The sequence below is a fragment of the Streptomyces sp. NPDC001933 genome, assembly GCF_042890955.1.
GTDB lineage: Bacteria > Actinomycetota > Actinomycetes > Streptomycetales > Streptomycetaceae > Streptomyces.
This window is the reverse complement of record NZ_JBIASS010000021.1, coordinates 83,657-107,588: the sequence shown is the minus strand read 5'-3', so window position 1 is coordinate 107,588 and position 23,932 is coordinate 83,657. Positions and strand designations below refer to the sequence as shown.

21 protein-coding genes are annotated in these 23,932 nt (G+C 71.8%); 6 read left to right on the top strand and 15 right to left on the bottom strand.

Features of this window, described 5'->3' with window-relative positions:
- The first annotated feature begins 81 nt into the window (after positions 1–81).
- From ACFYY7_RS36665 to ACFYY7_RS36650, 4 genes are read left to right on the top strand one after another with little or no spacing between them, the layout of a single operon-like run.
- Complete coding sequence (locus tag ACFYY7_RS36665; RefSeq protein ID WP_388668055.1) at positions 82–1,110, top strand: NAD-dependent epimerase/dehydratase family protein; 1,029 nt, start codon at positions 82–84, stop codon at positions 1,108–1,110.
- An 8-nt stretch (positions 1,111–1,118) separates the two neighbouring features.
- The gene (locus ACFYY7_RS36660; RefSeq protein WP_388668054.1) at positions 1,119–2,174 is read left to right on the top strand and encodes a dihydrodipicolinate synthase family protein; all 1,056 of its coding nucleotides are present in this window, start codon (positions 1,119–1,121) and stop codon (positions 2,172–2,174) included.
- The gene (locus tag ACFYY7_RS36655; RefSeq protein ID WP_388668053.1) at positions 2,158–3,180 is read left to right on the top strand and encodes a hydroxyacid dehydrogenase; all 1,023 of its coding nucleotides are present in this window, start codon (positions 2,158–2,160) and stop codon (positions 3,178–3,180) included. Before ACFYY7_RS36660 ends, ACFYY7_RS36655 begins: the two co-directional genes overlap by 17 nt.
- Positions 3,181–3,228: 48 nt before the next feature.
- Positions 3,229–4,077, top strand: coding sequence for a fumarylacetoacetate hydrolase family protein (locus ACFYY7_RS36650; protein WP_351266166.1), 849 nt, complete (start codon positions 3,229–3,231; stop codon positions 4,075–4,077).
- 17 nt (positions 4,078–4,094) lie between these two features.
- Here the strand turns inward: ACFYY7_RS36650 and ACFYY7_RS36645 are convergent, their stop codons facing one another.
- The 5 genes from ACFYY7_RS36645 to ACFYY7_RS36625 form a co-directional block, all read right to left on the bottom strand.
- On the bottom strand, positions 4,095–5,786 hold the full coding sequence (locus ACFYY7_RS36645) for a flavin monoamine oxidase family protein (RefSeq protein ID WP_388668052.1): 1,692 nt from the start codon (positions 5,784–5,786) through the stop codon (positions 4,095–4,097).
- A 47-nt stretch (positions 5,787–5,833) separates the two neighbouring features.
- The gene (locus ACFYY7_RS36640; RefSeq protein ID WP_388668051.1) at positions 5,834–6,631 is read right to left on the bottom strand and encodes a carbon-nitrogen hydrolase family protein; all 798 of its coding nucleotides are present in this window, start codon (positions 6,629–6,631) and stop codon (positions 5,834–5,836) included.
- 200 nt (positions 6,632–6,831) lie between these two features.
- Entirely contained in the window at positions 6,832–7,284 is a 453-nt protein-coding gene (locus tag ACFYY7_RS36635) for an Lrp/AsnC family transcriptional regulator (protein ID WP_356089938.1), read from the bottom strand.
- A gap of 114 nt (positions 7,285–7,398) precedes the next feature.
- On the bottom strand, positions 7,399–8,856 hold the full coding sequence (locus tag ACFYY7_RS36630) for an aldehyde dehydrogenase family protein (protein ID WP_388668050.1): 1,458 nt from the start codon (positions 8,854–8,856) through the stop codon (positions 7,399–7,401).
- 199 nt (positions 8,857–9,055) lie between these two features.
- The gene (locus ACFYY7_RS36625; RefSeq protein WP_388668049.1) at positions 9,056–10,522 is read right to left on the bottom strand and encodes a GuaB1 family IMP dehydrogenase-related protein; all 1,467 of its coding nucleotides are present in this window, start codon (positions 10,520–10,522) and stop codon (positions 9,056–9,058) included.
- Between the two features lie 307 nt (positions 10,523–10,829).
- Between ACFYY7_RS36625 and ACFYY7_RS36620 the strand changes: the two genes are divergently transcribed.
- A complete protein-coding gene (locus ACFYY7_RS36620) occupies positions 10,830–11,852 on the top strand; it encodes a terpene cyclase (RefSeq protein WP_388668048.1) in 1,023 nt (340 codons plus the stop codon).
- 91 nt (positions 11,853–11,943) lie between these two features.
- Here ACFYY7_RS36620 and ACFYY7_RS36615 read toward each other — a convergent pair whose 3' ends face one another.
- The 4 genes from ACFYY7_RS36615 to fmt form a co-directional block, all read right to left on the bottom strand.
- Positions 11,944–12,960 (bottom strand): sugar-binding transcriptional regulator, encoded by a 1,017-nt coding sequence (locus ACFYY7_RS36615; protein ID WP_189543786.1) that lies wholly within the window; start codon positions 12,958–12,960, stop codon positions 11,944–11,946.
- Positions 12,961–13,112: 152 nt separating this feature from the next.
- A complete protein-coding gene (gene rpe / locus ACFYY7_RS36610) occupies positions 13,113–13,796 on the bottom strand; it encodes a ribulose-phosphate 3-epimerase (RefSeq protein ID WP_388668047.1) in 684 nt (227 codons plus the stop codon).
- A 189-nt stretch (positions 13,797–13,985) separates the two neighbouring features.
- Positions 13,986–15,419 carry an RsmB/NOP family class I SAM-dependent RNA methyltransferase gene (locus ACFYY7_RS36605; protein WP_388668046.1) on the bottom strand — a complete coding sequence of 478 codons (1,434 nt, stop codon included), beginning with the start codon at positions 15,417–15,419 and terminating at the stop codon, positions 13,986–13,988.
- A gap of 89 nt (positions 15,420–15,508) precedes the next feature.
- A complete protein-coding gene (gene fmt, locus ACFYY7_RS36600) occupies positions 15,509–16,441 on the bottom strand; it encodes a methionyl-tRNA formyltransferase (protein ID WP_358948482.1) in 933 nt (310 codons plus the stop codon).
- 229 nt (positions 16,442–16,670) lie between these two features.
- Between fmt and ACFYY7_RS36595 the strand changes: the two genes are divergently transcribed.
- Positions 16,671–17,213 carry a hypothetical protein gene (locus ACFYY7_RS36595; RefSeq protein ID WP_266735848.1) on the top strand — a complete coding sequence of 181 codons (543 nt, stop codon included), beginning with the start codon at positions 16,671–16,673 and terminating at the stop codon, positions 17,211–17,213.
- A gap of 108 nt (positions 17,214–17,321) precedes the next feature.
- Here ACFYY7_RS36595 and ACFYY7_RS36590 read toward each other — a convergent pair whose 3' ends face one another.
- From ACFYY7_RS36590 to ACFYY7_RS36565, 6 genes are all read right to left on the bottom strand, one after another.
- Positions 17,322–19,466: a primosomal protein N' gene (locus ACFYY7_RS36590; RefSeq protein ID WP_388668045.1), complete on the bottom strand. Its 2,145-nt coding sequence runs from the start codon at positions 19,464–19,466 to the stop codon at positions 17,322–17,324.
- 126 nt (positions 19,467–19,592) lie between these two features.
- A complete protein-coding gene (gene metK / locus ACFYY7_RS36585; protein WP_388668044.1) occupies positions 19,593–20,801 on the bottom strand; it encodes a methionine adenosyltransferase in 1,209 nt (402 codons plus the stop codon).
- A 243-nt stretch (positions 20,802–21,044) separates the two neighbouring features.
- Positions 21,045–22,247 (bottom strand): bifunctional phosphopantothenoylcysteine decarboxylase/phosphopantothenate--cysteine ligase CoaBC, encoded by a 1,203-nt coding sequence (gene coaBC, locus ACFYY7_RS36580; protein WP_351252356.1) that lies wholly within the window; start codon positions 22,245–22,247, stop codon positions 21,045–21,047.
- Positions 22,248–22,379: 132 nt separating this feature from the next.
- Entirely contained in the window at positions 22,380–22,652 is a 273-nt protein-coding gene (rpoZ, locus tag ACFYY7_RS36575) for a DNA-directed RNA polymerase subunit omega (RefSeq protein ID WP_003970369.1), read from the bottom strand.
- A gap of 118 nt (positions 22,653–22,770) precedes the next feature.
- Complete coding sequence (gmk, locus tag ACFYY7_RS36570; protein ID WP_388668043.1) at positions 22,771–23,388, bottom strand: guanylate kinase; 618 nt, start codon at positions 23,386–23,388, stop codon at positions 22,771–22,773.
- 38 nt (positions 23,389–23,426) lie between these two features.
- The gene (locus ACFYY7_RS36565) at positions 23,427–23,750 is read right to left on the bottom strand and encodes an integration host factor (RefSeq protein WP_014157387.1); all 324 of its coding nucleotides are present in this window, start codon (positions 23,748–23,750) and stop codon (positions 23,427–23,429) included.
- Between the last annotated feature and the right edge of the window lie 182 nt (positions 23,751–23,932).

The following is a 23,932-nucleotide window of genomic DNA, read 5'->3' as shown; positions in this document are numbered from 1 at the left end:
CCCATCTTCGCCGCGTACATGGTGGGCCAGCGCTACTTCACCGAGGGCGTCACCGCGTCCGGAATCAAGGGATAGCAACCAATGTTCACCGATGAGGCCGCGCTCGAAGAGCGGCTCGCCACCCCCTCCCCCGCGCTCGTCGCCGATCTCGGCCGTCTCGAAGGCGATCTGCTGGTGCTCGGCGCCGGCGGCAAGATGGGCCCCAGCCTGTGCCGGCTGGCCCGCCGGGCGCTGGACGCCGCGGGCCGCCAGGACGTGACCGTGTACGCGGTCTCCCGCTGGTCCGACAAAACCGCCGCCGACGAGCTGGAGGCCGCCGGGGTCTCCACCGTGGCCTTCGACCTGATGGACCCGGCCGCCGACCTGGCCGAACTGCCGGACGCCGGGAACGTCGTCTTCATGGTCGGCGCCAAGTTCGGCTCCGCCGGGGCCCCTTCGCACGCCTGGGCGGTGAACGCCGCGATGCCGGACCGGGTGGCGCGCCGCTGGTCGGGGGCGCGGATCGCCGCGTTCTCCACCGGCAACGTGTACCCGCTGGTGCCGGTCTCCTCCGGCGGCTGCACCGAGAGCGACCCGGTGGGCCCGGTCGGCGAGTACGCCATGTCGTGCCTGGGCCGGGAGCGGATCTTCGGCCACGCGGCGCTGACCCGTGGCACCAGGGTCGCCAACATCCGCCTCAACTACGCGGTCGACCTGCGTTACGGCGTCCTCGCCGACATCGCCTACCGGGTACAGGCCGGCGAGAGCGTCGATGTGACGACCGGTCACGCCAATGTGGTGTGGCAGGGATACGCCAACGAGGTCGCGCTGCGATCCCTGCTGCACGCCACCGACGGCGAGGCGTTCACCCTCAACCTCACCGGCCCGGAGACCGCTTCGGTGCGCCGCATCGCCCGTTGGTTCGGCGAGGAGTTCGGCAAGGAGCCGGTCTTCGCCGGCGAGGAGGCCCCCACCGCGCTGCTCTCCGACGCCAGCCGCTGCCACGCGCTGTTCGGCTATCCGGACGTCACGCTGCGCACCCTCGTCGAGTGGCAGGCCGACTGGCTGCGCCGCGGGCTGCCGCTGTCCGGCAAGCCCACCAAGTTCCAGGTCCGTGACGGAAGGTTCTGATCCACTCCATGTCCACTCCCTCCCTCGCGCCGACCCCCGCCCTGGACGCGCTCGCCCACGGTGCGGTGATCCCCGCGCACCCGCTCGCCCTGCACGACGACGGCTCCTTCGACGAACGCCGGCAGCGTGCGCTGACCCGCTACTACCTCGCCTCGGGCGCGGGCGGCGTCGCCGTCGCCGTGCACACCACCCAGTTCGAGATCCGCGAACCGGAGGTCGGCCTGTTCCGGCCGGTCCTGGAGCTCGCCGCCGAGACGATCGACGCCGAGGCCGGCCGGCCGTTCATCAAGGTCGCCGGTGCCTGCGGCTACACGGCGCAGGCCGTCGCCGAGGCCGAGACCGCCGCCGAGCTCGGTTACGACGCGGTGCTGCTCAGCCCGGCCGTGCCCGGCGCGGACGAGAAGGGCCTGCTGGACCGGGCGCGGGCGGTCGGCGAGGTGCTGCCGGTGATCGGCTTCTACCTCCAGGAGGCGGTCGGCGGACGCTACCTCTCGCCGCACTTCTGGTCCTCGTTCACCGATCTGCCCAACACGGCCGCGGTGAAGATCGCCCCGTTCGACCGCTACCGCACCGCCGATGTCGTACGCGCCGTGGCCGCCGCCGACCGGGCCGACGAGGTGGCGCTGTACACCGGCAACGACGACGACATCATCGGTGATCTGCTCACCCCGTACGAGACGGCGGGCGGCGGGCCGCGCTGGTTCGCGGGCGGGCTCCTCGGCCAGTGGGCCGTGTGGACCGGCTCCGCGGTGACCCTCCTCGACGACGTCCGCAGGGCGCGCGGCGGGGACCATGAGGCGATGGTGCGCTGCCTGGCCCGGCGACCCGAACTGACCGACGCCAACAGCGCGGTGTTCGATGTGCGCGGCGCGTTCCGCGGCTGCATCGCCGGGGTCCACGAAGTGCTGCGCCGCCAGGGCCTGCTGGCGAACATCCGGTGTCTGGACCCGGCCGAGACGCTGTCCCCCGGACAGGCCGAGGAGATCAGCCGGGTGGCCACGGCCTACCCTTGGCTGACCGATGACGCCTTCGTTGCGGAGCACCTCGATGCCTGGCTCTCCTGATCCTGCCGACCGCTCCCGGGTGGTCGTCGCCGTACCGCCGGGCCTGCGGGCCCAGTTCTTCACCGCCGAGGTGTGGCGGGAGCTGGAGCGGGCGGCCGAACTCACCGTCATCGACGACCACCGGGACCGGGCGGCGGTCGCGGCCGCGCTGCCCGGCGCCCGTGCGCTGATCACCTCGTGGCGGGCGCCCAAGGTGGACGCCGGGCTCCTCGGATCGGCCGACCGGCTGGAGCTGGTGGCGCACACCGGCTCGGCGGTCGCGCCCTATGTCACCGAAGAGGTGTTCCGGCGGGGCATCGTGGTCACCCAGGCCGGTGACGAGATGGCCCGCCCGGTCGCCGAGGTGGCCCTCGCCTTCACGCTCTCGCTGCTCCACCGCATCCAGCGCTTCGACCACGCCCTGCGCGGCGGGCAGGAGTGGGCGGCGGCGAGCCAGGCCCCGCCGCGCCACGAGATCCACGGCAGCCGCATCGGCGTGATCGGCGCCTCCCGCACCGGGCGCGCCTACATCGCCCTGGTGCGGGCGATGGGGGCGCGGGTGAGCGTCACCGACCCGTACCTGTCCGCCGCCGACGCCGAGGAGCTCGGCGTGGAGCGCGTACCTCTCGAAACGCTGCTCCCGCAGAGCAGGATCGTGGCCGTGCACGCACCGGTCACCGAGGAGACCCGCCGGATGATCGGCGCCGGACAGCTGGCGCTGATGCCGGACGGGGCGGGCCTGGTGAACACCGCCAGGTCGTGGCTGGTCGACGAGGACGCGCTCCTCGCCGAGCTGGCCACGGGCCGGCTGGACGCTGCGATCGACGTATTCGACGACGAGCCGCTGCCCGCCGACCACCCGTTCCGTGCCCTGCCGAACGTGCTGCTCACCCCGCACCAGGCGGCGGGCAGCGTCGAGTGCCGGCAGCGGCTGGGCACCAGCGCCGTCAACGAGGTGCTGCGGCTGCTCGCCGGGCGACCCCCGGTCCACGCCGTCACCGCCGACGCCCTGACCCGCCTGCACTGAGAGCTCGCGGAGCCCCCAACCCCCGTACCGTTCAGGAGATTTCACCACATGCGACTGATGCGCATCGGCGAGCCGGGCCACGAGCGCCCGGTCCTCGTCTGCCCCGAGGGCCGTCACTACGACCTGTCCGGCATCACCGACGACATCGACGGCGCGTTCCTCGCCGCGCTCGCCGACAACCCGCACCTGGTGCCCGCCGAGCCGGTGCTCCCGGAGACCGACATCACCGGCCAACGGATCGGCGCCCCCGTGGCCCGGCCCTCCGCGCTGCTCTGCATCGGCCAGAACTACGCGGCCCACGCGGCGGAGTCGGGTGCCGAGCCGCCCGAGCAGCCGATCCTCTTCTACAAGTCGCCGAACACCGTCGTCGGCCCGTACGACGACGTGCTGATCCCGCGCGGCTCGAAGAAGACGGACTGGGAGGTGGAGCTGGCCGTCGTCATCGGCCGCCGCGCCTCCTACCTGGACTCCCCCGCCGACGCCGCCGCCCACATCGCCGGCTACGCCGTCAGCAACGACGTCTCCGAACGGGCCTTCCAGCTGGAGGAGTCGGGCGGGCAGTGGTCCAAGGGCAAGAGCTGCGCCACGTTCAACCCGCTGGGTCCGGTGCTGGTGACGGCCGACGAGGTGGGCGACCCGCAGCAGCTGCGGCTGCGCAGCTACGTCAACAGTGAGTCCCGGCAGGACTCCTCCACCGCGGACATGATCTTCAGCGTGGCGCACCTGGTGCACCACCTGTCGCAGTACCTGGTGCTGGAGCCCGGCGACATCATCAACACCGGCACCCCGCAGGGCGTGGCGCTGTCCGGCCGCTTCCCGTACCTGGGTCCGGGCGATGTGATGGAGGTCGAGATCTCGGGCCTCGGCCGGCAGCGCAGCGTCTGCCGGCCCGCGTAACAGTCGGTCCGAGCCCCTCAGTCCTCCGGGAGTTCGACCGGGGCGATGTCGTCGAAAACGTCGCCGGGGCCGGGGTTCGTCGCATCGGTCGCGCCGCCGAACCGGGTCATCACACCCCACACGGCGTTGAGCGCGGTCTGTACGGCGCCCTCGGCCCAGCCGGCCGTCCAGGAGATGTCGTCGCCCGCGAGGAACAGGCCCCGGCGGTCGGCGGGCAGCCGGTCCTGCATGAAGTGGGTGAACAGCCGCCGCTGGTAGCGGTAGTGGCCCGGCAGGTTGGCCTTGAACGCGCCCATGAACCACGGCTCGTTCTCCCAGGACACCGTCACCGGGTTGCCGATGATGTGCTTCCGGACGTCGACGTCCGGGTAGATCTCGCCGAGCGACTTGAGCATGACGTCCATGCGCTCGTTCGGGGAGAGCGGCAGCCACTTCAGGCTGTCGTCGCACCAGGTGTACGAGAGGCAGATGACGGCGGGCTTGTCGGGGCCGTCGTCCAGGAGGTACGTCCCCCGGGTCATCCGGTCGGTGAGCGTCATCGACATGGTGTCCCGCCCCGTGGCCTCGTCCTTGTCGAGCCAGAACGGCCGGTCGACGGGGACGAAGAGCTTGGACGACTCCATGTAGTGGGTGCGCTCCATCGCCGTCCAGTGGTCGATCGGGAAGAGCGCGTCGTCGCAGTCGATCTTCGAGAGCAGCAGCCAGGACTGCCCGGTGAAGATCGCGGCCGGGTAGGTGCGGATGTCGCCGGTGGCGTCGGTGACGGTGATCCGGTTACCGGCGGTGCGGGTCAGCCGGGTCACGGCGGGGCGCGGCTCGCCGTTGTGCAGCGAGGACAGCGACGTACCGAGCGGCCAGTGGACGATCTTCTGCGGCTCGCGCTCCCAGAGCCGCAGCGGGAGCTGCTGGCTGCCGCCGACGATGCCCCGGTGGTGGTCGTCCGCCTCGGTGTAGACGACGCGGAGGATCTCCAGGATGGAGTTGGGGAAGTCGGTGTCCCAGCCGCCGGTGCCGAAGCCGACCTGGCCGAAGATCTCCCGGTGCCGGAACGACTTGAAGGCGTCGGAGTCGCAGAGGAATCCGTAGAAGGTCTGGTTGTCGAGCTTCTGGACGAGCTTCGCCCAGATCTCCCGGATGCGCGGCACGTCGCGCTCACGCATCGCGCGGTTCATGTCGGAGAAGCCCGCGCCCTCCTCCAGGCAGCGGTTCCAGGCGTCCATCACATCGCGGTAGACCTGCGGCAGGTCGTCGATGGTCCGCGCGTAGTGTGACTCGCCCTTGAGGTCGACGACGGTCGAGGGGGTCGCCGGGGAGAGCGGGTTGGGAAACGGCTTCGTCTCCAGGCCGACCAGGTCGATGTAGTGCTGGAGCGCGGTGGAGGACGGCGGGAAGCGCATCGCGCCCATCTCGGCGGTGAGCTGCGGATCGCAGCCGTCGAAGCCGACGGTGCGCAGCCGGCCGCCGATCTCGTCCGCCTCGTAGACGACGGGCCTGAGCCCCATCTTCATCAGCTCGTACGCGGCCACGATGCCGGAGAGCCCGCCGCCGATGACGGCGACCTCGGTGCCGTGCTCGGTCGCCGGTATCTGCCCGATGCCCGCGGGGTGCGCCAGGAAGTCGTCGTACGCGTAGGGGAAGTCCGGCCCGAACATGGTGATCGGCTCGGCGGCGTCGGTGTGCTGGACGGCGTTGGGCACCGTGGACGTCATGGGGTGGGGACTCCTTGCGCGAATGACAGTAGAACGGTGGGGCGGGCTCAGACGAGGGAGCCGTACAGCCCGGGGCGGCGGTCGTGCAGATACGGGTTCACGGCCCGCGAGGCGCTCAGCAGCGCGGGATCCACCTCGCCGACGACCAGTTCCTTTCCGCGTCCGGCGCGGCTGCGGACGGCGCCGTCGGGACCGGCCAGGCAGCTCAGCCCGACGAACTCGAACTCGCCCTCCGGACCGGTCCGGTTGACGTACGCCACGTACATCTGGTTCTCGAAGGCGCGGACCGGCACGAGGGACTCGGCGACGAACTGGAAGGGGTGCATCTGCGCGGTGGGCACCAGGAGCAGATCGGTGCCCGCGAGGGCGTGGGCGCGGACGTTCTCCGGGAACTCGACGTCGTAGCAGATCATGATCCCGATGCGTACGCCGTCCAGCTCGGCCTGGACCACGGTCTGCTCGCCCGGGGTGAACCACTCGTGCTCGAAGGAGCCGAAGAGATGGGTCTTGCGGTAGTTGGCGAGCGGTGTCCCGTCCGGGCCGACGAGCTGTGCGGCGTTGAAGATCTGCTCGCCGGCGCGCTCGGGGTACCCGTAGAGGACGGCGAGTCCGTGCCGGGCGGCGATCTCACCGACGGCCAGGGCGGACGGCCCGTCGGCCGGCTCGGCCAGCCGGGGTACCTCGGCCCCGATCGCGTAACCGGTCAGGAACAGCTCGGGGCAGACCAGGAGCCGCGCCCCGGCGTCCGCCGCCCGCCGCGCCGCTCCGTCGAGCACCTCGATGTTCTCGGCCACGTGCCCGGGTCGTCCGGAGTTCTGGAGCAGGGCGGTGCGCAACGGCGGCATGGCTGACCTCGGGCGGTGCGGGCTGGCGGGGACGTATCGAAGGTACGGTCCGCCGATCACGCCGGACAAGGCGCGAGCGTTGCGCGTGCACCGTCGATCCATTGCGCACCGAAGGCCACCGGCGGCGATTCATTGCGTGGGACGTCTGCGCAGGTCAAAAGGGTGACCTGGGTCTCACCAGGACCGGCGCTCGGGACCTGCTACGGCGCGCCCGAGGAGTACCGCCGCAGCAGCGGCGACAGCACCAGCACGGACTTCGTCCGCTCCACGTACGGCTCGCCCGCGATCCGCTCCAGGACCTGTTCGAAGTGGCGCATGTCGGCGGCGAAGACCTGCACGATCGCGTCGGCCTCCCCCGTCACCGTGGAGGCCGAGGCGATCTCCGGGTAGCGGGCGAGCCCCTGCTTGATCGCCTCCGGCGAGGTGTTGCGGCTGCAGTAGATCTCGATGAACCCCTCGGTCTCCCAGCCCAGCGCCGCCGGGTCGACCCGGACCGTGAAGCCGGTGATGGCGCCCTCGGCGCGCAGCCGGTCCACCCGGCGTTTCACGGCGGGCGCGGACAGGCCGATCATCGCGCCGATGTCCGCGTAGGAGCGTCGGGCGTCTTCGGCGAGGGCGTGGACGATGCGTTCGTCGAGGTCGTTCAGGCGCACGTCGGGCGGTTCACTTCTCTGCGATGGCCGGTTCTCGGGGGCGGCACGGGCCGCCCCCGAAGTAGACCATGGCGCCGCCCGCTCCCCGGCGCGCCCACGGCAGTGTGCGACCGGTCAGAACGGGAACCGCGAACGGCCGTGCTGCACCGAGATCCACTTCTGGGTGGTGAAGGCCTCGACCATGGCCTCGCCGTTGAGCCGGCCGAGGCCGGAGCTCTTCTCGCCGCCGAAGGGGACGATCGGCTCGTCGTGGACCGTGCCGTCGTTGATGTGGATCATGCCGGTGTGGATGCGCTGCCCGACCCGTACGCCGCGCTCGATGTCGCCGGTGTGCACCGCGCCGCTCAGCCCGTACGGGGTGTCGTTGGCGATCCGTACCGCCTCGTCCTCGCCGTCGAACGGGACGACGATCGCGACCGGCCCGAAGATCTCCTGGGACAGGACGGGGGAATCGGCGGCCAGGCCGGTCAGCACGGACGGGCTCACCAGATTGCCGTCGGCCCGGCCGTGCAGCAGGGCCGTCGCGCCGGCCGCCACGGTCTGGTCGACGAGCGAGGAAATGGCCTCGGCCTGCGAGGAGTTGATCAGCGGGCCGATCACGGTGTCCGGCTCGGCCGGGTCCCCGACCTTGAGCGAGGCGACCTTGGCGACGAACTTCTCGGTGAACTCCCGCTCCACCGCCCGGTCGACCAGGATCCGGTTGGCGGCCATGCAGACCTGGCCCTGGTGCACGTACCGGCTGAAGACGGCCGCGTCCACGGCGTAGTCGAGATCGGCGTCGTCGAGGACGATCAGCGCGCTGTTGCCGCCGAGTTCGAGCACGGCGCGCTTGAGGTTCGCCGCGCAGACCGTGGCGACGTGCCGCCCCACCTTGTCCGAGCCGGTGAAGGAGATGACCTGCGGAACGGGGTGCTCCAGCAGGGCGTCGCCGATCTCGGCGATGTCGGTGACCACGACGTTGAGCAGGCCGGCCGGCAGCCCGGCCTCCTCGAACACCTTCGCCACCAGCGTGCCGCCGCAGACCGGGGTGTTCTGGTGCGGCTTGAGCACCACCGCGTTGCCGAGCGCCAGGGCGGGGGCGACCGACTTCAGGGACAGCAGGAACGGGAAGTTGAAGGGGCTGATGACGCCCACGACGCCGACGGGCACCCGGTAGACGCGGTTCTCCTTGCCCTCGGTCGGCGAGGGCAGGATCTGTCCGGAGGGCCGCAGCGCGAGCTGGACCGACTCCCGCAGGAACTCCTTGGCGAGGTGCAGCTCGAAGGCCGCCTTCAGCCGGGTACCGCCCAGCTCCGCGACGATCGCGTCACCGATCTCGGACTCGCGCTCCTCGACGACCCGCAGCGCCCGCTCCAGCACCGCCCGCCGGGCGTACGGGTTGGTGTCGCCCCAGGCCCGCTGGGCGTCCTGCGCGGACCGGTACGCCTGGTCCACCTCGTCGGCCGTGGCGACCGTGATCGAGGCGAGCTTCTCACCGTTGTACGGGTTGAAGTCGATGATGTCCCAGGACCCCTTGCCCGGCCTCCACTCTCCGTCGATGTACTGATGGGCCAGGTCGGTGAAGAAGGACATGAGATCCCTTACCACGGAGGAACGGGCAGCTGACTGTGGTTCATGTTACTTACATTCCAATGGGGTTGAGGCGGGTAGGCGCGCCGTCGGACAGCCGGAACCGGTCATCCCCACGACCCGTCGCAGCCGCCCGGAAACGCCGGTGCCCCTCCGGGCCGAAACGGCCGGGAGGGGCACCGGAATTCATCGGGCCGCGGGATCAGCTCCAGCTGGCGTGCAGCGGCTTGCCCTCGGCGTAGCCGGCGGCGCTCTGCACCCCGACGACCGCCTTCTCGGCGAACTCCGCCAGGGAGGCCGCACCCGCGTAGGTGCAGGAGGAGCGGACACCCGCGATGATCGAGTCGATCAGGTCCTCGACGCCGGGCCTGGCCTGGTCGAGGAACATCCGCGAGGTGGAGATGCCCTCCTCGAAGAGCGCCTTGCGGGCCCGGTCGTAGGCGGACTCGTCCGACGTGCGGTTCTTCACGGCGCGCGCGGACGCCATGCCGAAGGACTCCTTGTAGAAGCGGCCGTCGGCGGACTGCTGGAGGTCGCCGGGCGACTCGTACGTACCGGCGAACCAGGAGCCGATCATCACGTTGGACGCGCCCGCGGCAAGCGCCATGGCGACATCGCGCGGGTGCCGGACGCCGCCGTCCGCCCAGACGTGCTTGCCGTACTTCTTCGCCTCGGCGGCGCACTCCAGGACGGCGGAGAACTGCGGCCGGCCCACACCGGTCATCATCCGGGTGGTGCACATGGCGCCGGGGCCGACACCGACCTTGATGATGTCCGCGCCGGCCTCGATGAGGTCGCGCACGCCCTCGGCGGCGACGATGTTGCCCGCGACGATCGGGACCTGCGGATCGAGCGCGCGGACGGCCCGCACCGCGTCGATCATGGACTCCTGGTGGCCGTGTGCGGTGTCCACGACGAGCGTGTCGACGCCCGCGTCCAGGAGCTGCTTGGCCTTGCCCGCGACATTGCCGTTGATCCCGACGGCGGCGGCGATCCGCAACCTGCCCTCGGCGTCGGTGGCGGGGGTGTACAGGGTGGCGCGCAGGGCGGCCTTGCGGGTGAGGATGCCGACGAGCCGGCCGTCCGCGTCGACCGCGGGGGCGAGCTTGCGGTTGGCGCCGTCCAGCTTGTTGAACGCGTCGCGCGGGTCGATGTCCGCGTCGAGCAGCACCAGGTCCTTGGACATGACCTCGGAGAGCTGGGTGAAGCGGTCCACGCCGATCAGGTCGTGCTCGGTGACGACGCCGAGGGGCCGCTGCTCCTCGTCGACGACGACGCCCGCGCCGTGCGCGCGCTTCGGCAGCAGCGACAGGGCGTCGGCGACCGTCTGGCCCGGGGCCAGCACGATCGGCGTGTCGAGCACCAGGTGGCGCGTCTTCACCCAGGAGATGACGTCGGTGACGACCTCGATCGGGATGTCCTGCGGGATGACGACGATGCCGCCGCGGCGGGCGATCGTTTCGGCCATCCGGCGGCCCGCGATGGCCGTCATGTTCGCGACGACGAGAGGGATGGTGGTGCCGGTGCCGTCGGGCGAGGAGAGATCGACACCCTGGCGGGAACCGACTGCCGAACGGCCCGGAACCATGAAGACATCGTCGTACGTGAGGTCGTACGGGACCGAGGGGGACTCTGTGTAACGACCAGTACCGGGCTCAAGGAAACGCATAACGCTCATTTTTTCACACGAAACGGAGCGGGTCGCTTCCACGAAAACACAGCAAAACGCACCCGCGTTCGTATGTTCCTCCGAGAGGACCGGACGGGCGTCCCGGGCAGGTGGAACCCGCCTTGCCCGCGGACCCTACCCGAAAGGCATTCGAATCATTCGCGATCATCTTCCCTGGACCTGGTGACAAGGGGTCGGGTAGCTTCAAACTCGCAGGTCCCGCGGGTCTCGACTACGCCCCGGAGGAACAGCCGGAAGGGTCACAACTTCCGTCACCCGTACGACCGGAGAGGATCACGACCCACTCGTGGAGAGCGAACTGCCGGACATCTACTGCCCGTTCCCCCAGCGCACCAACCCGAACGTCGGAAACACCCGGGCCCATCTCGACGAATGGACTCGCAACACCGGTCTGGTGCACCGAGATTCAGCCAGGGAACGCTTCGAGCAGGCGGACTTCGGCTCCTTCGTCGGCATGGTGTACCCGACCGCCGACAGCAAGAGTCTCGACCTCGTCGCGGACTGGTTCGTATGGCTGTTTCTCGTCGATGACCAGCTCGACGACGGCCACCTCGGCCGCAGCCCGGAACGGGTGCGGGACGTGGTCGAGCTGATGCGGACCGTCATCGCGGGCAAGGAGCCGGCCCCGCTGCCGGACGGGCGGCTGCCCGCCGCCGTGGTCGCCCTGGCCGACCTGTGGGAGCGGACGACGCCGGCCGCGGCCCCGCACTGGCGCACCCGGTTCGGGTGGCACCTCACCACGTATCTCATGACGACGACCACCTGGGAGGCGGGGAACCGGGCCGCCGGGGTGGTGCCGTCCGAGGAGACGTACATCGCCAAGCGGCGCCACACCGGCGCGATACATGTCTGCATGGACCTGATAGAGATCGTGGCCGGGATCGAGGCTCCCGAGTCGATCCACAACGACTCCCGGTTCATCACCGCGCTGGAAGCCTCGTGCAACGTCGTGTGCTGGGCCAACGACGTGTACTCGTACGAGAAGGAGCAGGTGCTCGGCGAGATCCACAATCTCGTCCATCTGGTCCGGCACCATCGCGGCTACGGCGAGCGGCAGGCGCTCGAACACGTCTGCGCGGAGATCGCGAGGGAGACGGAGCGCTTCCTCACCGCCGAGGCCGAGCTGCTGGCGGCGTACCCGCAGCTGTCCTGGATGCTCACCCCGTACCTGGAGGGGATGCAGAGCTGGATGCGCGGCAACCTGGACTGGTCGCGGCAGACCCCGCGCTACAACCCCGCCGATGTGAGCCAGTACGAGGAGCCCGAGGAGTACCTGGAGGCGACGGTCCTGGGCACGGTCCGGGACTGAGCCGCCGAACGGCACGACGCCCGGACGACATGTGCGCCGTCCGGGCGTCGTACTGTCCGGGCGTCGTGCCGTCCGGGCGTCGTGCTGCCGCTCAGGCGCCGTCCGGGTCGGCCCGCTCCAGCGCCGGCCGCTGCGGTGCGGCCGACTCCGTCAGCAGGTAGTCGGCTGCCGCCGTGTCCGTCACCAGGCTGGTGACCAGCCCGGACCTCAGCACCGCACCGATCGCCGCGGCCTTGCGCTGGCCGCCCGCGATCGCCACCACCTCGGGGATCCGCCGCAGCCGGTCGGCCTCGACCGTGATGCACCGCTCCCCCAGGTCACGGCCGACCCGCCGCCCCTCGGTGTCGAAGAGGTGCGCCGACATCTCCGCCGCGACGCCGAGCGAGGCGTAGTGCGCCCGCTCCTCGTCGCTGAGCATGTCGTGCACGGTCGAGATGCCCGGCTCCCAGGAGCCGATGGAGACCGCCGCGACGGTCACCTTGTCGAAGTACTCGAAGGCGCGGGCGATCCCGGTCTGGTGGCGCAACGCGGCGGCCGTCGCCGGGTCGGGCAGCAGCATCGGGGCGTAGATGGGGTGGGCCTCGCCGCCGGAGACCTGGGCGGCGCGCCGGACCGCCTCGACGGAGCCGCGCTCGGCCGTCCCCGCGTCGTACACCCCGGTGAGCTGGACGACCGTGCACGGCGGCAGCCGGTCGAGCGCCGCGGCCATGTGGATGGTGGACCGGCCCCAGGCCAGCCCGAGCACATCGCCCTCGTTCACCAGTTCGCCGAGGAGATCGGCCGCGACCTCGCCCAGGTTCTCCGGGTCCGGTGCGTCGTCCTGCTCCTCGGCCGGGGACTCGACCACGACCGCGTGGCGCAGTCCGTAGCGGGCGCGGAGCGCGTCGGAGCGCTCGGCGTCCAGTTCGGCGGGGACGCGGATCTCGATCCGTACGAGGTCGCGCTCGAGAGCCGTCTCCAGGACCCGGGCCACCTTGAAGCGGCTGACGCCGAACTCCTCGGCGATCTGGATCTTCGACTTTCCCTCGAGGTAGAAGCGGCGGGCCATGGCCGCCGCCTGCACCAGCTCCGCGGGCCCCATCCGCAGGGCGGACCGGCCCGCCGACATTGCAGACACCGCGATCTCCTCACTGCTGTTCACACTCTCGATACGCCGTTCATCCTGTCAGATCCGGCGTTCCCTGATCGGTCCCGTCGGACCGAGTTCATCTGGCCTTGGCCGGGCCGACCCGCAATCGGGTACGGAAACCGGTTCGGGTGTCAGTGACCGCACGCCCAGGCCGCCGAGGCGGTGGCCCCGTCGGCCTTGGCGCGCAGGGCCCGCACGGCTTCGGCCGGGTCCGTCGCCCCGTACACCGCCGAACCCGCGACGAAGACGTCCGCACCGGCCTCGGCGCACCGCTCGATGGTGGAGGCGGAGACGCCGCCGTCGACCTGGAGCCACAGTTCGAGGCCGTGCTTGGAGATGAGCTCACGGGTGCGGCGGATCTTCGGCAGCATGATGTCCAGGAATGCCTGGCCGCCGAAGCCCGGCTCCACCGTCATGATCAGCAGCATGTCGAGCTCGGGGAGCAGGTCCTCGTACGGCTCGATGGGCGTCGCGGGCTTGAGCGCCATGGAGGCGCGGGCGCCCTTGGCCCGGATCTCCCGCGCCAGCCGCACGGGGGCCGCCGCGGCCTCCACGTGGAAGGTGACGGAATCCGCGCCGGCCTCGACGTACTGGGGCGCCCAGCGGTCCGGGTCCTCGATCATCAGATGGCAGTCCAGCGGGGTTTCCGTGGCCCGGCTGAGCGATTCGACGATGGGCACGCCGAGGGTCAGATTGGGCACGAAGTGGTTGTCCATCACATCGACGTGGAGCCAGTCGGCGCCTTCGACCGCCTTCGCCTCCTCGGCGAGACGGGCAAAGTCGGCGGACAGGATGCTGGGGTTGATCTGGGCCATGTCCCAAGCCTGCCATGCTCCGCGCCACTTCCCCGCCCCGGTGCGGGCCAAAGCCTCACGGGATCATTACAGTTCGCGCGATCCGGGTGCTCCCGGCCGCACGATCCGGGCGTTTCGGTCCCGGTCGGGTGGTTCGGGGCCCGCCGCCGCCGGAACGGGGACGGGCCCCGAGGGCCGCCGTCGAAGGGGTCAGGCGGTACGACGCAGCAGTGCCAGGTACATCGCGTCGGTGCCGTGCAGATGCGGCCACAGCTGGACGTCGGGGCCGTCGCCCAGCGCGGGCACGCCCGGCATCAGCGGGCGGGCGTCCACCCACTCCGCCTCCACGGGCTGACCGCCGCGCCCCTTGAGCACGTCCTCGACGACCACCCGGGTCTCCGCGAGGTGCGGCGAGCAGGTCGCGTAGCCGACCACGCCGCCGACCCGCACCGCCTTCAACGCCTCGCGCAGCAGGCCGCGTTGGAGCGGAGCGAAGTTCTCCAGGTCCTCCTTGCGGCGGCGCCAGCGCGCCTCCGGGCGGCGGCGCAGGGCGCCCAGGCCCGAGCACGGCACGTCCATGAGGACCCGGTCGAAGCTGCCGGGCTGCCACGGCGGGCGGGTGCCGTCGGCGGTGATCACCTGGTACGGGCCGGGGTTGCCGGCCAGCGCGCGCTCGACGAGGCGGGCCCGGTGCGGCTGCTTCTCGGCGGCGAGCAGGGCGGCGCCCCGTTCGGCGGCGAGCGCGGCGAGCAGGGCGGCCTTGCCACCGGGGCCGGCGCAACCGTCGAGCCAGCGGCTGTCGCCGCCCTCCACGGGCGCGTTGGCCAGGGCGGCGGCCACCAGCTGGCTGCCCTCGTCCTGGACCCCGGCCCGGCCCTCCTGGACGGCGGTCAGCGCGCCGGGCTCGCCGCCCTCCGCCATCCGTACGGCGTACGGGGACCAGCGGCCCGGCAGGCCGTTCTCGTCGCCGAGGGCGGTCAGCAGCTCGTCGGTGGTGGAGCGGCCGGGGCGGGCGACCAGGGTGACCTCGGGCCGCTCGTTGTCCGCTTCCAGCAGGTCCTCGATGCCGGCGCGGCCGCCGCCCAGCGCGTCCCACAGCGCGGAGACGACCCACCGCGGATGCGAGTGCACGACCGCGAGGTGGTCCTCGGCGTCCTCCTCGTACGACGGGGCGACCTTGGCCACCCAGCCGTCGAGGTCGTCCGCGGAGACCTTGCGCAGCACCGCGTTGACGAACTTGGCGCGCCCCTCGCCGAGCACCACCCGGGCCAGCTCCACGCTGGCGGAGACCGCCGCGTGGGTGGGGATCCGAGTGCCGAGCAGCTGGTGGACGCCCATGTTCAGCACGTCCAGGACCGGCGGGTCGACCTCGCGCAGCGGCCGGTCGATGCAGGCCGCGACGATCGCGTCGTACGTCCCCTGGCGGCGCAGCGTCCCGTAGACCAGCTCGGTCGCCAGCGCCGCGTCCCGGTTGTCGAAGTCGCCCTTGGCGCGGGCCTTCTTCAGCAGCGGGGGCAGGACGAGGTTGGCGTACGCGTCCCGTTCGTCGACGGCCCTGAGAGCCTCGAAGGCGAGGAACCGGACGGGGTCCTTCTTGGGGCGGCGATGCGGCTTGGCGGGACGGCGACGCTGCTGGTCGTTCACGTGAAAGGTGCTCCGCTGATGGTGAGGGGGCGAACCCTCCCAGCCTACGTCGCCGCCCCGGTACCGGAGAGCCTCGGCTCCGGAGCCCCTCAGCTCTCCAGCAGCTCGCCGTGGGCGATCCGCACCCCGCGGGCCCAGTCCGCGGCCCGCATCGGCTTCTTGCCCTGGGGCTGGACCCAGAGCAGCTCGACCGCGTGCGATCCGGTGCCCACGTACACGTTGTTCTTGGCCGCCGACAGCTCGCCGGGCGCCAGATCGGCACGGTCCAGCACGGGCACCGCCTGGATCAGCTTCAGCCGCTCCCCCCGGAAGAGCGTCCACGCGCCGGGCGCGGGCGTGCAGCCGCGCACCACGCGGTCGACCCGCAGGGCCGGGGCGGACCAGTCCACCTGGGCGTTCTCGACCGTGATCTTCGGCGCGAGGGTGATCCCGTCGGCGGGCTGCGGCACGGCGTGCAGGGTGCCGTCCTCGATGCCGTCCATCGTGGCGACGAGCAGCCCCGCACCGGCGAACGCGAGCCGGGTGAGCAGGTCGCCGCTGGTGTCGGTGGGACGCACTTCCTCGGTGAGTACGCCGTAGACCGGGCCGGAGTCGAGCCCCTCCTCGATCAGGAAGGTCGACGCGCCGGTCACCTCGTCCCCGGCCATGACCGCGTGCTGCACGGGGGCCGCGCCGCGCCAGGCGGGCAGCAGCGAGAAGTGGAGGTTGACCCAGCCCCGGGCGGGGACGGCGAGCGCCTCCTTGGGGAGCAGCGCACCGTAGGCGACGACCGGGCAGCAGTCCGGGGCGATCTCCCGCAGCCGGGCGAGGAAGTCCTCGTCGCGCGGCCGGGCGGGCTTGAGCACCTCGATGCCGGCTTCCTCGGCGCGCTCGGCGACGGGGCTGGCGACCAGTCGGCGGCCGCGCCCGGCGGGGGCGTCGGGCCGGGTCACGACGGCGGCCACCTCGTGCCGGTCGGAGGCGATCAGGGCGTCCAGGGCGGGTACGGCTACCTCGGGGGTGCCTGCGAAGACGAGCTTCATGGGTGGCTGACTGCCTCTCGGGCCGGAACGTACGGTGACGAGCAACGCACAAGTCTATTGGCCCGGCGGCCGGGGGGCGTACGCATGACCGCGCGCCCCTTTGAAGGGTGCACGCGCCCCTGAAGCGTGACCAGATCCACAGCTGAGGCGTTGGTCAAGAGAGATTGACCGAAGCGAGCCGCCATGGTGCGGCCCGATCCCTTTCAATGCCGGTTCGAGAGGCTTCTTCATGGCCGACCACGCAACCCACGACGCCCAAGCGAGGGCCAGTCTGCATCTGTTGGTGCGCGACATCGAGCGGGTCCGGCGGCAGGTGGACGCGCTGCGCACGCTCACCGCCCAACTGGGCAACGTCTACCGTCCGCGCCGCTCCGGCCCGTCCACGGGCTTCGTCGTCTACGGCAGGGCCCCGGCCCCCACTGTCAGGCTGGCCCAGGAACTGCGCGACAGCGTCGAGACCCTGGTCACCGCCGCGGTCGACTTCGACCGCTCGCTGGGCTTCTCCTGGGACGCGGTGGGCTCCGCACTGGGGGTCACCAAGCAGGCGGTGCACCGTCGCTACGGCGCACGCCGCAACGCCCGCCAGCCGGGAGCGGCCGAATCCGGCGCGGAGACCGCGGTGCCGCGCCCGCTGCCGGGCTCCGCCAACCCGTCCGCGCTGCCGCCCGTCGTGCCTGCCGCGCGCTCCATGCCGCCGCAGCCGTCGGCGGACCGCCCGTCACTGCGCGAGGACCTGCGCCCCGGCGTCTTCCCCGGCCCGCGCAACGGCTGACCGACTCCATCCACTGCCCCGCCGCGCCCGACGCCCGGCGGGGCAGCCGCACGCCGAGCCCTCGGCCCCGGGAAACCCGGGCCCGGCTGCCCCGAGCACCCCGCCCCGTCACCCGATGTCCGGCGGATCCACCCTGATCCGGACCTGCTCGCCGCTCCCCCGGGACATCCGGGCCGCCTGCGCGGCCTTCAGCGCCGCCGCCAGCGCCGCCCCGCTGCCCGGAGGCACCCTGAGCAGCGCCCGCTCCCAGGACTCCCCGTGGGGCGCGTCCCCGGGTCTGCGGGGCCTGCCCGGTCCGGTGGCCGGGACCGGGACCGGGCCCAGCACCTCGGCCTCCGGCGGCAGCTCGGCCGCCGCGAGGAACGCGGCCAGCGCCTCGGGCGTGCCGGTCACCGAGGCCATCCGGGACACCGGGGGGAAGCCCAGCTCGGCCCGCTCCGCCAGCTCACGACGGGCATGGCCGACCGGGTCCCAGCGCACCAGGGCCTGCACCGGCCGCAACGTCGGCTCGGCGACGACCACCACCGTGCCGCCCTCCGGCTGGCCGCGCACCAGCGAGGCCGCGGCCGTCCAGCGGCGCAGCGCCTCCTCGCCGGCCCTGAGGTCGGGGCGGCCGACCATCGCCCAGCCGTCCAGCAGCAGCGCGGCCGCGTAGCCGCCTTCAGCCACGGGCTCGGCGCCGGGGGTGCTGACGACCAGAGCGGGCGCGTCCGGCACCGAGTCGAGGATGTGGTCGCGGCCGGAGGTCCGCACCGGCACGGCGGGGAACGCCCGGCCGAGCTCCTCGGCCGTGCGGCGGGCGCCCACGATCTGGGCCCGCAGCCGGTTGGAACCGCAGGCGGCGCAGTGCCAGGAGGTTTCGGCCCGGCCGCACCAGGCGCAGTCGAGCGCCTGCTGGTCCGGCGCCTGGAGCGGCCCCGCGCAGTGCCGGCACCGGGCGGGCTCACGGCAGCGCTCGCAGGCCAGCCGCGGCGCGTATCCCCGGCGCGGCACCTGGACCAGGACGGGGCCGCTGCGCAGCCCGTCCCGTACCGTCTGCCAGGCCAGGCTGGGCAGCCGGGCGGCCCTCGCGGCGCCGTCCCGCGCCAGCTCGCCGTCGCCGACCGTACGGACCAGGGGCGCCGCGGTCCGCAGCTGTTCCCGGTCCGCGCGCAGCGGCAGCGCCCAGCCGCTCTCCACCAGCTGGGCGGCCTCCACCGTGCAGCTCGTACCGCCGAGCAGGAAGGCGCAGCGCCCGTGCGCGGCCCGCAGTTCGAGGACTTCGCGGACGTGCGGGAAGGGGGCGTTGTCGTCGCTGTGGCTGGCGTCCCCGTCGTCCCAGACCGCGACCAGACCGAGGTCCGCGACCGGGGCGAACATCGCCGCCCTCGTCCCGACGACCGCCCGTACCGAGCCGCGCCGCACGGCGAGCCACTCCCGGTACCGCTTCTCCGGCCCGGAGTCGGCGGTCAGCAGAGCATGACGCCCGGGGCCGAGCAGCGCGGTGAGTGCGGCGTCCACCCGCCCGGCGGTCCGGCCGTCGGGGACGACGACGAGGGCGCCGCGCCCGGACGCGAGGGTCGCGGCCATGGACCTGGCGATCTCCTCGGGCCAGTGGGGTCCGGGCAGCGCGGTCCAGACGGCCCGGGGCGCACCGCCCTCGGCCAGCGCCCGCAGGAACGCCGGCCCCTGTGCGTACCGCTCCCAGCTCCCGGCCGACGGCGCGGGCGGCGGGGGCAGCGGCTCGGGCGAGGGTCTGGACTCGGCCCTGCCGTTCCGGGGCGGCACGGCGAGCTGGAGCACATCGGCGAGGCTGCCCGCGTAGCGGTCGGCGACGGCCCGCGCGAGCGCGAGCAGCTCGGGGCCCAGCACCGGTTCGGTCGATACGACGGAGGCGAGCGCCGCGAGGGCGCCCGGGTAGTCCGACTCGGCGAGCCGCTCGACGAGGAAGCCGTCGATCAGTCCGCCGCCTTCGCGCCTGCCGCCGCGCACATTGCGTCCGCCGGCCCCGAAGCGGACCCGCACCCTCACTCCCGGCTGGGCCTCGGCATCGAGCTCCTCGGGCACCGCGTAGTCGAAGTACTGGTCGAGGTGGAGCACGCCCTTGTTGACCAGCACCCGGGCGACGGGAAGCTCCTTGGCGAGCGCGGCGCCGCGCCAGGTCCGCGGCTTGGCCCGGGGCACCTTGGCCTTGCGCACCGTCTCCCGGATCAGCGCAAGCTGCTCCGGGGCCCCGTCGCCGGGGTCCGCGGATCGCTCGTTTTCGCTGCTCACAGCCAAATTCCTACCAGACACGACTGACAGCGGCCCCGTCGAGGCAGTGCCGGGGCCGGACGCACCAGGGCCCGGACACCATGTGCGGTGTCCGGGCCCCGGTGTACGGACGGAAGAGCGGCGGGCCTACAGCCCGGCCGCCGCGCGCAGCGCGTCCACGCGGTCGGTGCGCTCCCAGGTGAAGTCGGGAAGCTCACGGCCGAAGTGGCCGTAGGCCGCGGTCTGGGCGTAGATCGGGCGGAGCAGGTCGAGGTCGCGGATGATCGCGGCCGGGCGGAGGTCGAAGACCTCGCCGATGGCGTGCTCGATCTTCTCGGTGTCGACGGCGGCGGTGCCGAACGTCTCGACGAACAGCCCGACCGGCTCGGCCTTGCCGATCGCGTACGCGACCTGCACCTCGCAACGGGCGGCGAGGCCCGCGGCGACGACGTTCTTGGCGACCCAGCGCATGGCGTAGGCGGCCGAGCGGTCGACCTTCGACGGGTCCTTGCCCGAGAAGGCACCGCCGCCGTGACGGGCCATGCCGCCGTAGGTGTCGATGATGATCTTGCGGCCGGTCAGACCGGCGTCGCCCATCGGGCCGCCGATCTCGAAGCGGCCGGTCGGGTTGACCAGCAGCCGGTAGCCGTCGGTGTCCAGCTTGATGCCGTCCTCGATCAGCTGCCCGAGCACGTGTTCGACGACGAACTCGCGGATGTCGGGTGCGAGCAGCGAGTCGAGGTCGATGTCGCTGGCGTGCTGCGAGGAGACGACGACCGTGTCGAGGCGGATGGCCTTGTCGCCGTCGTACTCGATGGTGACCTGGGTCTTGCCGTCGGGGCGCAGGTACGGGATGGTCCCGTTCTTGCGGACCTCGGAGAGCCGGCGGGAGAGCCGGTGCGCGAGGTAGATCGGGAGCGGCATCAGCTCGGGCGTCTCGTCGCAGGCGTAGCCGAACATCAGGCCCTGGTCGCCGGCGCCCTGCTTGTCGAGCTCGTCCTCATCGCCCTCGACCCGCTTCTCGTACGCGGTGTCGACACCCTGCGCGATGTCGGGAGACTGCGCCCCGATGGACACCGAGACACCGCAGGAGGCGCCGTCGAAGCCCTTCTTCGAGGAGTCGTAGCCGATCTCCAGGACCTTGTTGCGTACAAGGGTCGGGATGTCGGCGTAGGCCTTGGTCGTGACCTCACCCGCAACATGCACCAGACCGGTGGTGATCAAGGTCTCGACGGCGACGCGGGACCGGGGGTCCTCGCGCAGCAGCGCGTCGAGAATGGTGTCGCTGATCTGGTCAGCGATCTTGTCGGGGTGACCCTCGGTGACGGACTCCGAGGTGAAGAGACGGCGGGACACATCGCTCCCTGGGGTTGCAGCGGCTGCTGGCTGATCATTTGGCGGACGGCCGGGAGCTGCGCCCGGCATGGTCCGGGGGTCAGTTTATCGTTCGCGCTCGTCCGGCGGACCACGTGTCTCGCCCTTTGGGAGTTCTGTGACCTGCGGCACGGCCCTCCGGCGCGGGCCGATTCCCCTCGGGCGATGCCATTTACGCCCATATCCCAAGGGTTTCGGCCCGGCTACGGGCACGTCACAAGAAATTCATCCGAGACGTGACGACACGAGATCCCAGACCGTGTCGGCGAGTGCTTCCTTGGGTCCGTACGGCACCTGGGTCTCCCCGCCGTCGGCGGCGAGCACCACGGCCTCGTTCTCCTCCGAACCGAAGGTCCGGCGCTCCCCGACCTCGTTGACGACGAGGAGGTCGCAGCCCTTGCGGCGGAGCTTCTCCCGGCCGTTGGCGAGGACGTCGTCGGTCTCGGCGGCGAATCCGACGACGATCTGCTCCGGCCGGGCGCGTTCGCCGGCCACCTCGGCGAGGATGTCGGGGTTGCGGACCAGTGTGATGGGCGCGGGTTCCTGGCCGTCCTTCTTCTTGATCTTCCCCGTGGCGTACTCGGCGGGGCGGAAGTCGGCGACCGCCGCCGCCATCACGACCACGTCGGCGTCCGCCGCGGCCTTCAGCACGGCCTCGCGGAGCTGCACGGCGGTCCCCGCGTGCAGGACGTCGGCGCCGGCCGGGTCGGGCAGGCCGGTGTTGGCCTCGACGAGGGTGACCCGGGCACCGCGGGCGACCGCGGTACGGGCCAGGGCGTAGCCCTGCTTGCCGGAGGAGCGGTTGCCGAGGTAGCGCACCGGGTCGAGCGGCTCGCGCGTACCGCCCGCGCTGATCACCACATGGCGGCCGGCCAGGTCGGGTTCGACGGGTCCGCGGGCCAGTACCCGGCGGCAGACCTCGAAGATCTCCCCGGGATCGGGCAGCCGGCCCTTGCCGGTGTCGACGCCGGTCAGCCGGCCGACGGCGGGCTCGATCACGACGGCGCCCCGGCGGCGCAGCGTGGCGACGTTCTCCTGGGTGGCCGGGTGCTCCCACATCTCGGTGTGCATGGCGGGCGCGAAGACGACCGGGCAGCGGGCGGTGAGCAGCGTGTTGGTGAGCAGGTCGTCGGCGAGGCCGTGGGCCGCCTTGGCGAGCATGTCGGCGGTGGCGGGGGCGACGACCACCAGGTCGGCGCCCTGCCCGATCCTGACGTGCGGCACCTCGTGGACGTCGTTCCAGACCTCGGTGGAGACCGGGTGGCCGGAGAGCGCGGACCAGGTGGCCGCTCCCACGAAGTGCAGCGACGACTCGGTCGGTACGACGCGCACGTCATGACCGGACTCGGTCAGCCGGCGCAGCAGTTCGCACGCCTTGTACGCGGCGATGCCTCCGCTGACCCCCAGAACGACCTTCGGCTTGTCCACTGCGTCTCCCCGCACTCGGATACGAACACCCCCATGCTGCCTCACCGGGGCCGGTCCGCCGCTGTCGCCCCGGACACACCTCAGGCCCGGCGGTCGCGACCGCCGGGCCTGAGGTGAAGGTGCAATTCCTGCTTACTGCGCGGGGCCCTCGATGGCCTCGGAGGTGAGCAGGCCCGCGTTGATCTCGCGGAGCGCGATCGAGAGCGGCTTCTCGTGCACGTGGGTGTCGACGAGCGGACCGACGTACTCCAGGAGACCCTCGCCGAGCTGCGAGTAGTACGCGTTGATCTGGCGCGCGCGCTTGGCGGCGTAGATCACGAGGCTGTACTTCGAGTCGGTGGCCTCGAGGAGCTCATCAATCGGCGGGTTGATGATGCCCTCGGGCGTGGTGATGGAAGAGGACACTCTCTGCCTTCCGAAGGGGGTAAAGATCAAAGAAATCTTTGACGGTGCGGAGTTCCGCGGTGGCGCGTACCGAATGCGTCAGCGTTCGTGAGCGTTCGTCAGCGTTTGTCAGCGTTTGTCAGTCGCTGTCGGCACGGTGGCCGGAAGCCTCCAGCATCAAGGCTAGCAGCTCACGGGCCACGTCCTCGACGGAGGTGTTGACCAGCGTCGTGTCGAACTCGGCCTCGGCGGCCAGTTCGACCTTGGCGGCGGCGAGCCGGCGATCGATCACCTCGGGCGCCTCGGTCCCTCGGCCGGTGAGCCGGCGGACCAGCTCCTCCCAGCTCGGCGGGGCCAGGAAGACCAGCTGGGCGTCCGGCATCGACTGCCGGACCAGCCGGGCACCCTGGAGATCGATCTCCAGCAGCACCGGCTCGCCCGCCTCCAGGCGGTCGAGCACGGCGCGGCGGGGCGTGCCGTAGCGGTTGCCTGCGAACTCGGCCCACTCCAGCAGCTCGCCGTTGGCGATCAGCTTGTCGAACTCCTCGTTGTCCACGAAGAAGTAGTGGACACCGTTGTGCTCGCCGGGGCGCGGCTTGCGGGTCGTCGCCGACACCGAGAGCCAGACCTCGGGGTGGACCTTGCGCATATGAGCGACGACCGTGCTCTTGCCGACCCCGGAGGGGCCGGAGAGCACGGTCAGCCGCGGACGTACGTCCGGGGGTACGGGGGACGTCCCCCGGGATGTTGCAGCCATGGAGCGATTATCCAGCTTCTCAGGAGTGCCTGAGAACGTCAGGCGGCGCTGCCGCCGAACTCGCGCTCCAGGGATGCGATCTGGTTGGAGCCGAGACCCCGGACCCGGCGGCTCTCGGAGATGCCGAGCCGCTCCATGATCTGCTTGGCGCGGACCTTGCCCACGCCCGGCAGGGACTCCAGGAGGGCGGAGACCTTCATCTTGCCGATGACGTCGTTCTCCTGGCCCTGCTTGATGACCTCGTGGAGGGAGGCGCCGGAGTGCTTGAGTCGATTCTTGACCTCGGCCCGCTCCCGGCGAGCCGCGGCGGCCTTTTCGAGCGCGGCTGCGCGCTGTTCAGGGGTAAGGGGCGGAAGAGCCACGCCTACGTCACCTCGGATGTCGATCTGTCGGATACGGACCGGTGAGGAAGCTGAACGCTCCACACCAGGTGAGCGACGGACAACTTGTGTACGTCGGCTCTCGACGGAGACTAGCGGCCAAGGCCGCCCGAGTCAGCGAGAACCAACGAAAAGTCCTGGTCAGCCTTGGCCGACCAGGACAT